Origin of the sequence: Pseudomonas sp. Leaf127, from assembly GCF_001423155.1 — a bacterium.
GTDB lineage: Bacteria > Pseudomonadota > Gammaproteobacteria > Pseudomonadales > Pseudomonadaceae > Aquipseudomonas > Aquipseudomonas ovata.
In genome coordinates this window covers 426286-438754 of record NZ_LMOA01000012.1, presented here as the reverse complement: position 1 = coordinate 438754, position 12469 = coordinate 426286, and the positions used below count along the sequence as shown (strand labels likewise).

General features: G+C 61.1%; 12 protein-coding genes. 7 read left to right on the top strand and 5 right to left on the bottom strand.

The window, feature by feature from the left end:
* Nucleotides 1-185: 185 nt before the first annotated feature.
* Nucleotides 186-740, top strand: a complete 555-nt coding sequence (locus ASF84_RS09855) for a MarR family winged helix-turn-helix transcriptional regulator (protein WP_056837682.1) — start codon at nt 186-188, stop codon at nt 738-740.
* A 15-nt stretch (nt 741-755) separates the two neighbouring features.
* On the opposite strand, the gene argC is transcribed toward ASF84_RS09855, so the two are convergent.
* Nucleotides 756-1700 (bottom strand): N-acetyl-gamma-glutamyl-phosphate reductase, encoded by a 945-nt coding sequence (gene argC, locus ASF84_RS09850; protein ID WP_056837680.1) that lies wholly within the window; start codon nt 1698-1700, stop codon nt 756-758.
* 112 nt (nt 1701-1812) lie between these two features.
* On the opposite strand from argC, the gene ASF84_RS09845 reads away from it, so the two are divergent.
* Nucleotides 1813-2697, top strand: coding sequence for a LysR family transcriptional regulator (locus tag ASF84_RS09845; RefSeq protein ID WP_056837677.1), 885 nt, complete (start codon nt 1813-1815; stop codon nt 2695-2697).
* A gap of 131 nt (nt 2698-2828) precedes the next feature.
* Here ASF84_RS09845 and ASF84_RS09840 read toward each other — a convergent pair whose 3' ends face one another.
* Together ASF84_RS09840 and ASF84_RS09835 are read right to left on the bottom strand one after the other, a co-directional pair.
* Nucleotides 2829-3869 carry an amino acid ABC transporter substrate-binding protein gene (locus ASF84_RS09840; RefSeq protein ID WP_056837675.1) on the bottom strand — a complete coding sequence of 347 codons (1041 nt, stop codon included), beginning with the start codon at nt 3867-3869 and terminating at the stop codon, nt 2829-2831.
* Between the two features lie 195 nt (nt 3870-4064).
* Nucleotides 4065-4964 carry a LysR family transcriptional regulator gene (locus ASF84_RS09835; protein ID WP_056837674.1) on the bottom strand — a complete coding sequence of 300 codons (900 nt, stop codon included), beginning with the start codon at nt 4962-4964 and terminating at the stop codon, nt 4065-4067.
* Between the two features lie 125 nt (nt 4965-5089).
* Between ASF84_RS09835 and glyA the strand changes: the two genes are divergently transcribed.
* From glyA to purU, 4 genes are all read left to right on the top strand, one after another.
* On the top strand, nt 5090-6361 hold the full coding sequence (gene glyA / locus ASF84_RS09830; protein ID WP_056837672.1) for a serine hydroxymethyltransferase: 1272 nt from the start codon (nt 5090-5092) through the stop codon (nt 6359-6361).
* A 63-nt stretch (nt 6362-6424) separates the two neighbouring features.
* Nucleotides 6425-7756 (top strand): D-serine ammonia-lyase, encoded by a 1332-nt coding sequence (locus ASF84_RS09825; RefSeq protein WP_056837671.1) that lies wholly within the window; start codon nt 6425-6427, stop codon nt 7754-7756.
* 53 nt (nt 7757-7809) lie between these two features.
* Nucleotides 7810-8721, top strand: a complete 912-nt coding sequence (folD, locus tag ASF84_RS09820; protein WP_156684195.1) for a bifunctional methylenetetrahydrofolate dehydrogenase/methenyltetrahydrofolate cyclohydrolase FolD — start codon at nt 7810-7812, stop codon at nt 8719-8721.
* Nucleotide 8722: 1 nt separating this feature from the next.
* Entirely contained in the window at nt 8723-9619 is an 897-nt protein-coding gene (gene purU, locus ASF84_RS09815) for a formyltetrahydrofolate deformylase (RefSeq protein ID WP_056837663.1), read from the top strand.
* A gap of 105 nt (nt 9620-9724) precedes the next feature.
* Here purU and ASF84_RS09810 read toward each other — a convergent pair whose 3' ends face one another.
* Nucleotides 9725-10336, bottom strand: coding sequence for a LysE family translocator (locus ASF84_RS09810; RefSeq protein ID WP_056837661.1), 612 nt, complete (start codon nt 10334-10336; stop codon nt 9725-9727).
* A gap of 118 nt (nt 10337-10454) precedes the next feature.
* Nucleotides 10455-11393 (bottom strand): LysR family transcriptional regulator, encoded by a 939-nt coding sequence (locus ASF84_RS09805; protein ID WP_056837658.1) that lies wholly within the window; start codon nt 11391-11393, stop codon nt 10455-10457.
* A gap of 119 nt (nt 11394-11512) precedes the next feature.
* On the opposite strand from ASF84_RS09805, the gene ASF84_RS09800 reads away from it, so the two are divergent.
* Complete coding sequence (locus ASF84_RS09800; RefSeq protein WP_056837657.1) at nt 11513-12457, top strand: alpha/beta hydrolase; 945 nt, start codon at nt 11513-11515, stop codon at nt 12455-12457.
* Nucleotides 12458-12469: the final 12 nt, after the last annotated feature.

Genomic DNA, 12469 nt, shown 5'->3' with positions numbered 1-12469 from the left:
TTCAGGGCTTTTACCTTAACCAAGAAGAATCTTAACAATTAAGGTATATCTACGCTAAGCCTGCCCGATCATGCTGTCAAGCCAAACCGTTAACCTATTAACGTTATCGTCGTAAGTCCGTTTGCCGTCGCTACAGAATGTGGATCCTTAAGGTATGATCGAGGCTCTGCACCCTCGAGCCGCCCATGAACAAGCTCTTTTCCCCTTCCGTCAGCCCTGAAGCCGTGGCCAATGCGTGGCGCCGGGAGCGTCCCGATCTTGAGCATGACGGCCTGTCACTGTTGATCCGTATTCGCAGCCTGGCCTTGCTGATCGATCAGCATGTCACCGACATCGCCGAACACATGGGCCTTGATTACAAGGAGCTGATGCTGCTGTTCGCCCTGAGGCGCAGCGGTGAGCCCTATTGCATGCGGCCTACCGACGTCTTCCGGTTGCTGAAAGTGACGTCGGGCGCGGCCACCTACCGCGCCGACAAGATGGTCGAAAAAGGCGTGGTCCTGCGCATTCCTGACCCGCTGGACCGGCGCGGGCAATTGATCAAGCTCAGCCCGTCCGGCATGGCCCTGGCGGACGCGGCCATCGACCGGCTGGCACAGGCCGGCAACGAGGCCATCCACGGCTTTGAGGGCAAACCGCACGCTATCGAACAACTGGGTGAACTGCTGCAGGTGCTTGAAGGTGGCTGGCTGAGCATCACACCTGACAGCAAAAACCCGCTGGCACGCAATGAGCCTTGAAGGCTGCACTGCCCGTCAGGACGCTGTTTTTCGAGTCAGGTTACCGGCCAGCATCAGTTCCAGATTCTGCACCGCCGCCCCGGCCGCGCCCTTGCCCAGGTTGTCGAACACTGCCGCCAGCAAGACCTGGCTGCCATTGTCGAACACCATCAATTGCAGATCATCGGTGCCGTTCATGCTCTGTGGGTCAATGGCCGTCAAGGCCTTGGCCTGCTGCATCGGCATGACCTGCACAGTCCCGGTGCCGGCGTAATGCTGCTCCAGGCATGCCTGCAGCCGCTGTGCATCGACACCGGGCGCCAGCAAACGCATATGCAGGGGGATGGTCAGCACGATGCCTTGGCGAAAATTGCCGTAGGACGGCACGAACAGCGGCCGCTCGCTCAGGCCGCTGTGTTGCTGGATCTCCGGGACATGCTTGTGCGCCAGCCCCAATCCATAGACCTGAAACGCCAGCGCCTGCGACGCCTTGGCGCCTTCATGCGCCTCGACGGCCGCGCGACCGCCCCCGGAATAGCCGGACACGGCATGAATGCTGGCCGGATAATCCCGGGGCAATAATCCCGCCTCCAGCAACGGATGCAACAGGCCCACAGCGCCGGTGGGGTAGCAGCCGGGGTTGCTGACCCGCTGTGCGCCGGCAATACGCTGCGCCTGCTGCGCGCTCAACTGGGCAAACCCGTAGGTCCAGTCTGGATGGGTACGGTGGGCCGAGCTGGCATCAATCACCCGCACCGCCGGATTGTTGATGCTCGCCACCGCCTCGCGCGCGGCGTCATCAGGCAGGCACAGCAGCGCGATGTCGCAGGCATTGATGGCCTCACGCCGGTGTTTGGGATCCTTGCGCTGCTCGGGTGCCAGCGTAAGCACGCGCAAATCGGTACGCCCCTGCAACCGCTGCTGGATCTGCAAGCCGGTGGTACCTTGGTCGCCGTCGATAAAAACCAGGGGTATTGCCATGAGAAGGTGCTCGCAAGAAAAGTCAGTGACTGTGATCTTGCGTACCGCCATGGAATAATAAAAGTTGAATTTTAAAACGGTTTTATTCAGTTTTTCTGAACGAGGAATCTCCATGCGTGAAATCAGCCTGGACCGCCTGCGCACGCTGGTGGCCATCGCCGACCTGGGTTCGTTTGCCGAGGCGGCTCGTGAATTGAACCTGGCGCCGCCCACGGTCAGCCTGCACATTACCGATCTTGAAGCGCGGGTTGGCGGGTTGCTGCTGTCGCGCACCCGCGGCCGGGTCCAGCCAACCGCGCTGGGCGACACACTGATCGAACGCGCCAGGCGGCTCTTGGCCGATGCCGAGCAAGCACTGGAGGATGTACAGCGCCAGGTGCAGGGCCTGGCCGGCCGGGTGCGCCTGGGCGCTTCAACCGGAGCCATCGCGCAGCTGTTGCCGCAGGCACTGGAAACCCTGGGGCGGGAGCACCCGGCCATCGATGTGCAGGTCGCGGTGCTCACGTCCCGGGAAACCCTGAAAAAACTGGTCGAGGGCACGCTGGACATCGGCCTGGTGGCATTGCCCCAGGCGCCGTTGAAAGGCTTGACGATCAAGGCGTGGCGGCGCGATCCGGTCATGGCCTTCCTGCCGGCACGCTGGGCATGCCCGGACCTGATCACCCCCGGCTGGCTGGCCGACCGGGCGCTGATTCTGAACGACAGCACCACCCGGCTTTCGCGTCAGACCTCAGAATGGTTTGCCAGCGCAGGCCAGCACCCTGTACCGCGTATCCAGCTCAATTACAACGATGCGATCAAAAGCCTGGTGGCCGCCGGTTATGGTGCGACCCTGCTACCTCATGAGGCCGATACGCCACTGCCCGACACCCGTATCGTCATGCGCCCCTTGCAGCCTGCCCTCTGGCGGCAACTGGGCATTGCCCATCGCGCCGGCAACGTCGAGCGCTCGACACAGCATGTGCTGGATGTCCTGTGGCAGTTGAGTGCCGATTGAGACGGGGGTTGTTTCGAGGTTCTTTATTCATACAGGTGTGTGCCAACCTGGGGCTGGCGGCGCTGCAGACCGAGTGGGGTGAATGTGCCAACGCCTCTGGAAACGCCCGACCCGGTCGGGCGTGACAGCCCTCAGCGCACTGGCGCCGCGTACTGAATACCGCCCTGGTTCCACAGCGCGTTCAAACCGCGCTTGATCTTCAGGTCGCTGCCCTCACCCAGGTTTCGATCAAAGGCCTCGCCATAATTGCCGACCTGAGAAACCACCTGCACCACCCAGTCACCCGGCAGGTTCAGGTCCTTGCCCAAAGCGCCTTCGCTGCCCAGCAAGCGCGCCACATCAGGGTTGGTGGTGTTCTTTTTCAGGTCGGTCACGTTTCTGGAGGTCACGCCCAGCTCTTCGGCGTTGAGCATGGCATTGAGTGTCCAGCGCACTATGGCGAACCATTCTTCGTCGCCACGGCGCACGGCGGGCGTCAGTGGTTCCTTGGAGATCACCTCTGGCAGCACTGAGTAATGTTGCGGCGTGGCCAGCTTCAAGCGCTGCCCGTAGAGTTGTGACTGGTCGGAGGTGAGCACATCACAGCGACCGGATTCCAGCGCCTTGAAGCTTTCATCGGAAGTGTCGAAGGTGATGGGCATGTATTTCATGTTGTTGGCGCGGAAATAATCGGCCAGGTTGAGTTCGGTCACGGTGCCGGCCTGGATGCAGAACGTGGCGCCGTCCAGCTCCCTGGCGCTTTTGACGCCCAGCTTGTTGTTGACCAGAAACCCCTGGCCGTCGTAATAGGCCACGCCGGTAAACAGAATGCCCATCGAAGCATCGCGTGAGGACGTCCAGGTGGTACTTCGCGACAGCATGTCGACTTCACCGGACTGCAACGCGGTAAAGCGCTCCTTGGCCGTCAGCTGTGAGTACCTGACCTTTTTCGCATCGCCAAATACGGCCGCTGCCACCGCTCGGCAGACATCCACATCAAAGCCGATGAACGCGCCCTTGGCATCGACATAGGAAAAGCCCGGCAAACCATCGCTGACGCCACATTGGACAAAGCCTTTTTTCTTGACCGTGTCCAGTGTGGAACCCGCACTGGCGCTGAGCGAAAACAGCGAGGCGAGGGTGATGCCGAGCAATACGGCACCTGACTTGAGCGGCTTGTTTTCAGGTTTCATTTAGAGGCTCTCTAGGATAACGGGACGAGTAGATCCAGGCCGCCCGATGCCGATGCACCTGTACGGGCAGAACGCTGAACAACCAATTGGTGCTCGTGCCGGACTAACCTAGAGGCCGTGCCCGATCAGAAAAAGCGACTATTTTTTCAACATAGCGTAAGCGCAACTTACGAATGAGCTTGCAGTTGCACAACTTCAGGAAAATGCGGCCACTTGCTCGAACAGCGCCTGCACCAGCGCCTGGAGGGCGGGACTCTTTTTCTCACCTTTGCGAAAAGCCACGAAGATGCGCCGTCTGATTTGCGGCACCAGCCGGCACACGCGGGCATCCTGAAGATCGAAACGAGCCCTGAGTTCCGGAAAGATGGCAATGGCACAGCCTTCGCGGATCAACGCCAGGGTGACCTCGAAGCCTTTGCACCGGGCAATGATATGAGGGCTGTAGCCGGCTTGCTGGCAGGCCTGGGTCAAGACATGGGTGTAGGGCACAGAAGCGGTGTCGATCACCCAGCGCTCACCATTGAGTTCTTCCAGGGCCACCTCTTCGCGATGGGCGAGCGGGTGATCCGGCGACATCATGACGTTGAACACATCTTCAATCAGCGGGATGACCTCCACACTTGGGTCCAGCAGACTGTGTGGCACGTTCAGGTCATCGATCAGGGCGATATCTGTCTGCCAGCTCCTGAGGGCGTTGATGCCCTCCTCCGGCTCCATTTCGTCGAACAGCACTTCCAGCTGAGGATGGCTGGCCTGCAAGCGCCGAATGGTTTTCGGCAACAGTGCTGCGGCCACCGAGGGAAACGCCGCCACGCGCAATTCACCGGCCACCACCTCTTTCAGCTCGGCCATATCCGCCCGGGCCGACTCCAGTTCAGCGAAGATCCGGTTCGCGCGCTCGACCAGCCTGAGCCCGGCAATGGTGAGGTTGACACCGCGGCCACGGCGCTCGACCAGGTCGATGCCGACCTCCTCCTCCAGCAAGGCGATTTGCTGGGACACCGCTGAGGGCGACACATGCAGCGCCTCGGCCACCGCAGCCATGGTCTTGCGGACTGCCAGTTCTCGAAGCGCGCGTAATCTGCCGATGTCCATGAAACCTCCCGGGCTGCGCCCACCTATTCGTAAGCAACGCTAATGTAATATTGAAATATTATTCGCTTTTTCTAAATTTCAACAACGGCTAGGTTACGGAAAAACCCGCACCGGAGCCTTGCACCATGACCCACGCCTACTTCAACGATCCCCTGGAACATCGCGACCCGTTGATCTTCAATGCGCTGGAAAACGAGAAAAAGCGCCAGCAGAGCCAGATCGAGCTGATCGCCTCCGAAAACTCGGTCAGCCAGGCCAGCCTGGAGGCCATCGGCTCGCTCATCACCAACAAGACCGTGGAAGGCTACCCGGGCAAGCGCTTCCACGGCGGTGCCGATTTTGCCGACATCGTCGAGCAGGCGGCGATCGATCGGGCGAAAGCGCTGTTCGGCTGCGAGTACGCCAACGTACAACCGCACTCCGGCACCCAGGCCAACCAGGCGGTGTTCTTCTCGCTGCTGCAACCGGGTGATGTGGTCCTGAGCCTGGACCTGGCGGCGGGAGGTCATTTGAGCCATGGTGCCAAGCCCAACCAGTCGGGTCGCTGGTTCACCATCGTGTCTTACGGCGTGGACCGCGAGACCGGTCGTATCGATTACGACAACGTTGCAAAACTTGCGCTTGAGCACAGGCCCAAGCTGATCATTTCCGGCGGCTCTTCGTATCCGCGCGAGATCGATTTTGTACGCATGCGTGAAATCGCCAACACGGTCAATGCGACCTACTTGGTGGACATGGCGCATTTTGCAGGATTGGTGGCAGCCGGCGTGCACCCCACGCCGGTTCCGCACGCCGACATCGTGACCTGCACCACCACCAAGACCCTGCGGGGCTCGCGTGGCGGCCTGATCCTGACCAACCGCGAGGACTTGTTCAAGAAGCTGCAACCGGCTGTCTTCCCGGGGGTTCAAGGCAGCGCACACCTGGCCACCATCGCCGGCAAGGCGGTCTGCCTGGGCGAAGCGCTGACCGATGAATTCAAGGCCTATGGCGCCAATGTCAAGGCCAACGCCCGCCTGCTGGCCGAGGTACTGCAAGCACGTGGCGTGCGCATTGTCAGCGGCGGCACGGACACCCACGTGGTGCTGGTCGATGTGTCGTCCATCAACCTGACCGGCCAGGCGGCCCAGGATGCCCTGTCGACGATCAATATCACCTCGAACAAGAACCCGATTCCGTTCGACAGCGCCAGACCCTCGGAATGGAAAGGCCTGCGCCTGGGCTCCTCGGCCGGCACCACGCGCGGCTTTGGCGCGAAGGCGTTCGAGACCATCGGTCATCTGATCGCCGACATCTTCGCTGCACAGGCCGCTGACGAAGCGACCCGAACCGCAGTGATCGAAAAGAGCCAGGCGATCGTCACCCGGCTGTGCGCCGATTTTCCGATCTATGCCTGAGCGCACCGGTGCGGGTCAGGCATCCCTGCCCCGCCACACTTTCAAGGTTTCAGGAAAACAACCATGAGCGTTCAACTCCCCGACGATCCTGCGCGTGAGGCGGTCCTGGCCGGTCGCCCGACGCTGTGGCTCAACCCCGGCCTGCAAGCCAATGGCATCGCGGATCCTGCGCTGCCGGTGCGCCCTGCCCAAGTCCGGGACGCGCAAGCGAACTGGCAGCAACTGGCACCGGTGCTGCAACACTGCTTCCCCGAACTGGCAGAATCGGCAGGCGCCATCCAGTCACGGCTGATCGAGGCGCACAGCCTGCGTCACGCGCTGGGCTACGAAGGCACCGAGTACGGCCGGGTGTTCGTCAAGGCCGACGGTGACCTGCCGGTGGCCGGCTCGATCAAGGCACGCGGTGGCGTGTATGAAGTGTTCATGCATGCCAAAGGCATGGCCGAACAGCGCGGCCTCCTGACGCCCGGTGGTGACATTACCGTACTGGCCGGCGATCAGGCCCGCGCCTTGTTTGCGCGCCACACCATTGCCGTGGGCAGCACCGGCAACCTGGGATTGAGCGTCGGGATTGCCGCACGGGCGCTGGGTTTTCGCGCCGTCGTACACATGTCGGCGGATGCCAAGCCGTGGAAGGTCGAGCGCCTGGCGCGCCTGGGTGTCGAGGTGGTCCGGCACCCGGCGGACTACACCACCGCCGTCGAACAGGCGCGCCTGGCCGCCGAGGCTGACCCGAGCATGTACTTCGTGGATGACGAACGCTCCGAGTTGCTGTTTTTTGGCTACAGCGCTGCGGCGGGCGAACTGGCTACCCAATTGGAAAGGGCTGGTATTACGGTTGACGAAGGGCACCCGCTGTTCATCTACCTGCCCTGCGGGATTGGCGGTGCGCCGGGCGGCGTGGCCTATGGCCTGAAAGCTGTGTTCGGCGACGCGGCCCATGCGTTTTTCGTGGAGCCGGTGCAGTCGCCTTGCGCTCTGGTGCACATGATGAGCGGTTCGAAAGAACCGGTCTCGGTCTATGACGTGGGCCTGAGCAATCGTACCGAAGCCGATGGGATGGCGGTCGCACGCATGTCGGCCTTCGTGGCCGAGGTCATGAGGCCTCTGCTCTCGGGCGTGTTCACCGTGGCAGACGATGACCTGTTGCGCTGGCTGTGGATGGCCGGCAAGACCCAGTCCATTCGCCTGGAACCCTCCGCCGCCGCAGGCTTTGCCGGTCCGCGTTTCATCGTGGACAGCCCCCGGGGCCAGGCCTGCCTGAAGGCTCATGGGCTGGCCGACAAAATGGCGCAGGCGACGCATGTGGTCTGGACCACCGGCGGCGCGTTCGTGCCTGAGGCTCAGTACCAGCAGTTTCTCAAGCGTGGCGGCGCCCTGATCGAAAGCGCCTGAGGACACCTTCCAAGCCTGCACGCAGGCGAGTTCAAGAGTTGAGGTAACGCTTGATGAATAAACCATTGCCGGCCCAGCGTATCGACGGCAAAAGCTTCGCCGCCGGGCTTGTCGAGCAGCTCGCGCAAGAAGTCAAAGACATCACATCGCACACCGGACTGACGCCAGGGCTTGCCGTGGTGTTGGTAGGTGAAGACCCGGCCAGTGGCGTGTATGTCAGTGCCAAACATCGCCAGACCCAGGCGTGCGCAATGCACTCGTTCGTGCACCGCTTGCCGGCTGACACCCCGCCAGCCGAATTGATGGCATTGCTGGCCAGGTTGAATGCCGACGCGCAGGTCAATGGCATTCTGGTGCAGTTGCCCTTGCCCGCGCACCTGGACACCCATGCGGTGATCAATGCGATCGACCCGGACAAGGATGTCGACGGCTTCCATATCCTCAACGCCGGGCGCCTGGCCACCGGTCAAGAGGCGCTGGTGCCCTGCACGCCCTTGGGCTGCCTGCTGCTGCTCAAGGACCGCCTGGGCACTCTCGCCGGCCTCAACGCCGTGGTCGTGGGTAAATCGAACATCGTCGGCAAGCCCATGGCGCAACTGCTGATGGGCGAACACTGCACCGTGACCGTTGCCCACTCCAGGACCCGGGACGTGGCGGCGCTGTGTCGCAGTGCCGATATTCTGATCGTCGCGGTCGGTCGCCCGGAGCTTATAAAAGGCGACTGGATCAAACCGGGAGCGGTGGTCATCGATGTCGGTATCAATCGCGTCGAGCGCGACGGGCGCTCCAGAATCGTCGGCGACGTCGCCTTCGATGAAGCCGGCCACGCCCAGGCGATCACGCCCGTACCAGGCGGTGTCGGCCCCATGACCATTGCCTGCCTGCTGGCCAATACCATCACGGCGTTCAAGCGCCAGCATCCTCCCGTAACCCTCCAGGCAATTGCTGCCGCTCAAGGTGAATGAAATGAACAAGACTGCACACAACGGCGTGCTGCGCGTCACCTGTCCATCGGTTCGCGGCGTCACGGCTGACATTACGGCGTTCTTGTCCAGACTCGGCTGCAACATCCGCGACAGCGCCCAGTTCGATGATGAAAGCACGCAGCATTACTTCATGCGCATCACCTTTCGCTCCGAGGAAGGTCGCTCGCTGCAGGAACTGGAAGAAGCCTTTGCGCCGCTGGTGGCAAAGTACAAGATGGACCACGCGTTTTTCGACGAGCGCACCCAGCGCAAAGTGATCCTGATGGTGTCGCGCTTCGGCCACTGCCTGAACGACCTGCTGTATCGCTGGAAAATCGGGGCACTGCCCATCGATATCGTCGGGGTGATCTCCAACCACCTTGACTTCCAGAAGGTCGTGGAAGACCACGGCATCGCCTATCACCACATTCGCGTGACCCCGCAGAACAAGGCCGAGGCGGAGGCCGAACAGATGCGCATCGTGCGCGCCGCCGGTGCCGAACTCATCGTGCTGGCGCGCTACATGCAAATCCTGTCGGATGAGATGTGCCAGCAGATGTCAGGCCGCATCATCAATATCCACCATTCGTTCCTGCCCTCCTTCAAGGGCGGCAACCCTTACAGGCAGGCTTTTGACCGTGGCGTGAAGCTGATTGGCGCCACGTCGCACTTCGTCACCGCCGACCTGGACGAGGGGCCGATCATCGAGCAGGACATCGTGCGCATCACCCATGCCCAGAGCGCCGATGACTATGTCGCCCTGGGTCGCGACGTCGAGAGCCAGGTACTGGCACGCGCCATCCACGCGTATGTGCATGGGCGGGTGTTCATGAACGACAACAAGACCATCGTGTTCCCGCCTTCGCCGGATTCGTATTCGGCCGAGGTGCCGGGCTGAGCGAAATCCGGGCTGCCATGCATCATTTGATCGTGCATGACACTGGCCATGAGAATGAAGCGGTTGCCACTAAGGCCCGGAAGAACACTACGGTCTTGCCAGCGGTCACCGCGAAATCGCCATCCACCCGGCACACCCGGCCATGACGCCAGCGGATGTACGGTTCAACTGCTTCATGGCGGCCGATGAGCGAATCACGCGTTTGATGCGCGAAGCTGTGAGTAAGTAGACCATTTGGATCGACAGATCGATGCCAATACCCAGCGCCATGATCAACACCACTTCGGCAGTACTCAGACGCGTCAGATCGAATGCATGCGGCAGGACGGCACCAAAAAAAACCACGGCCTTCGGATTACCCAGCGTCAACAGGGCACCGGATAACAGACCCCGCGCGGCTGAGCGCTGGACAGGCGCCTGAGGCTGCCCGGTATTGTTCGACCAGAGGTTCCAGGCGATAAACAGGATGAAAGCAATGCCCAGCCACTTGATTGCCACGAAAGCCTGTTCAAACTGCAAGGCCAGTGCAGCCAGGCCAAGGATCGCCACCAGCAGCCAGAGGGCATTGCCCAGCACCATGCCGACGATGAATGGCAAGGTCGACCTGGCTCCCCTGGACACCACCTGGCCGAGTAACGCGCCTTGTGCAGGTCCGGGAATGGCCGCGGCGATGGCAAACGGAACCACAAAAAACCACAGTGACGATTGAGTCAGCATGGCGACACTCCCTGTGCTTGAGAAAAGACCAGATCGTCGCATCAAGGGGCAGACCCGGCAAGTGGGTACCGTGCTGCCGCATGAGCCGGACATTGATCCATTGCACGTGCCCTGCGGGTCAGGCAGAACACATGCCTGGCGCCAAAGGCTGTTCCCAGGGGGCACACGGCGACCAGGCCTGCACGAGCTTATCGATGAAGAGCCGAATTTTTGGCGAGAGGTGCCGCTTACTGGGATAGATTACCCGGACAGGCTCTGCGGCCTCTGCATACTCTGCAAGCACTTGCACAAGCTTGCCGCTGCGCAAATCGTCATTGACGACATATGACGGCAGCGTCGCGATACCCAGGCCTGCGACCGCTGACTGGTGCAAGGACTCGGCACTGTCCATCTGCAGCCTGCCGCCCTGCGTAAAGGGCCAGGGGCGCCCATCGACTCGAAAATGCCAGGGAAGCAGTCTTCCACCGCTGACAAAATGCAGGCACTGGTGAGCGGAGAGATCTTCGGGTGTTTCAGGCCGAGCGTGTTCAGCCAGATACCTGGGTGAAGCGCAACTGATCATTTGCTGGTAGGCCACGGTGCGCGTCAGCAATCGGGAATCCTCCCTGGGAGGCCCGATACGTATGGCCAGGTCGAATCCCTCATCAATCAGGTCGACCAGCCTGTCGGAAAAGACGATGTCGATACTGAGCGATGGCCACTCCCTCAGACAACTCTCTACATGCTGGAGGATGTGGAGCCTGCCCAGTGCAACCGGCAGGCTGATACGCAGTCGTCCACTGGGCGTGGCGCGCCGAAACGCAAGGGCCTCCTCCACCTCATCCAGATCCTGAAGGACGCCCACGCAGCGGTCATAAAGCACCTGTCCGTCATCGGTCATGCTCAGGCTACGCGTGGTGCGATTGAGCAGTCTCACCTGCAGACGCGCTTCGAGCCTGACAATCGACTTGCCCACCGCCGAGCGCGTCAGGCCCAGTTGCTTTGCCGCTGCCGTGAAGCTTCCGGCATTCACCGAGCTTACAAAAGCTGCAATGTCGTTCAGGTTGTGGAGTTCCATAAGCCTTGAGATCTCGATGTTCGGGCGGTTTTACGCCTTCTATAGGGAACCCTATTCCCCAATGACAAGCATATTATCTCGATTAGACACTAAAAAACCCCAAACTAATTGAGATCATGATGAATATTGAAGTAAAAATGGCTGTACACGCCTGGGCCAACAGCCTTGGCGACCTGGTGCCTGTTCTCAAGGGAATCGATACCACCACACGCATGAGCGACATCCGCGACGCCTATGCCCACATGCTTGCGCAGAATCCAGCGCCTGCCGGTGTCAGGTTTGAAACCGTCGACATGGGCGGCGTGCCAGGCACACTGGTCACTCCGGACATAATCAAGACCGACGCTGTATTGATGTATATCCATGGCGGCGCCTACATCGTCGGACGTCCGGATGGCTACCATGGCATCGGCGGCAACTATGCAAACAGGCTGGGTGCCCGGGTGTACATGCCCGATTACCGCCTTGCCCCCGAGCACAGGTTCCCGGCTTCCATCAACGACACACTGCGCGCCTATGAATGGTTGCTCGAACAGAACGTGCCAGCCAGAAGGATTGCATTCGCTGGCGAGTCAGCGGGTGGTGCGATGGTTGTCAGCGTGATGGTGGCGGCCAAATCACAAGGGCTGGCATTGCCTGCGGTTGGCTCGTCCATTTCGCCATGGGCCAACCTTGAACACACCGGTGCGTCCATGAGCAATCGCGAAGGCCTGGACCCTCTGAACGCCAAGCCTGTTCTGGATATTCTTGCCAGAGCGTTCCTGGGCGACACCTTGGCCAATCACCCCCTGGCCTCGCCCGTATTCGCAGACGTCACTGGACTTCCGCCGATCCTGGTGCAGATCGGCGAGAACGAGTTGATGCTCAGTGATGCGATGCGTCTTGCCACTCACCTGGCTGACAACCGCGTTCGCGTCAACCTGGAAGTATGGCCGGCGATGTTCCACGCCTGGCACTTCTACGCCACCCGGCTGCCAGAAGCTCAGCAGGCCATGGAAAGCTCGGTGCGCTTCATTGAGGCGGGGCTGGCCGACGCTGATCGCTCACAGGCTGCGTGCACGTGAGATCAATCAGTG

Coding starts and splice junctions, on each gene's coding strand:
- ASF84_RS09855 (WP_056837682.1), top strand. CDS start 186: ATGAACAAGCTCTTTTCCCCTTCCGTCAGCCCTGAAGCCGTGGCCAAT.
- argC (WP_056837680.1), bottom strand. CDS start 1,700: ATGGCAATACCCCTGGTTTTTATCGACGGCGACCAAGGTACCACCGGC.
- ASF84_RS09845 (WP_056837677.1), top strand. CDS start 1,813: ATGCGTGAAATCAGCCTGGACCGCCTGCGCACGCTGGTGGCCATCGCC.
- ASF84_RS09840 (WP_056837675.1), bottom strand. CDS start 3,869: ATGAAACCTGAAAACAAGCCGCTCAAGTCAGGTGCCGTATTGCTCGGC.
- ASF84_RS09835 (WP_056837674.1), bottom strand. CDS start 4,964: ATGGACATCGGCAGATTACGCGCGCTTCGAGAACTGGCAGTCCGCAAG.
- glyA (WP_056837672.1), top strand. CDS start 5,090: ATGACCCACGCCTACTTCAACGATCCCCTGGAACATCGCGACCCGTTG.
- ASF84_RS09825 (WP_056837671.1), top strand. CDS start 6,425: ATGAGCGTTCAACTCCCCGACGATCCTGCGCGTGAGGCGGTCCTGGCC.
- folD (WP_156684195.1), top strand. CDS start 7,810: ATGAATAAACCATTGCCGGCCCAGCGTATCGACGGCAAAAGCTTCGCC.
- purU (WP_056837663.1), top strand. CDS start 8,723: ATGAACAAGACTGCACACAACGGCGTGCTGCGCGTCACCTGTCCATCG.
- ASF84_RS09810 (WP_056837661.1), bottom strand. CDS start 10,336: ATGCTGACTCAATCGTCACTGTGGTTTTTTGTGGTTCCGTTTGCCATC.
- ASF84_RS09805 (WP_056837658.1), bottom strand. CDS start 11,393: ATGGAACTCCACAACCTGAACGACATTGCAGCTTTTGTAAGCTCGGTG.
- ASF84_RS09800 (WP_056837657.1), top strand. CDS start 11,513: ATGAATATTGAAGTAAAAATGGCTGTACACGCCTGGGCCAACAGCCTT.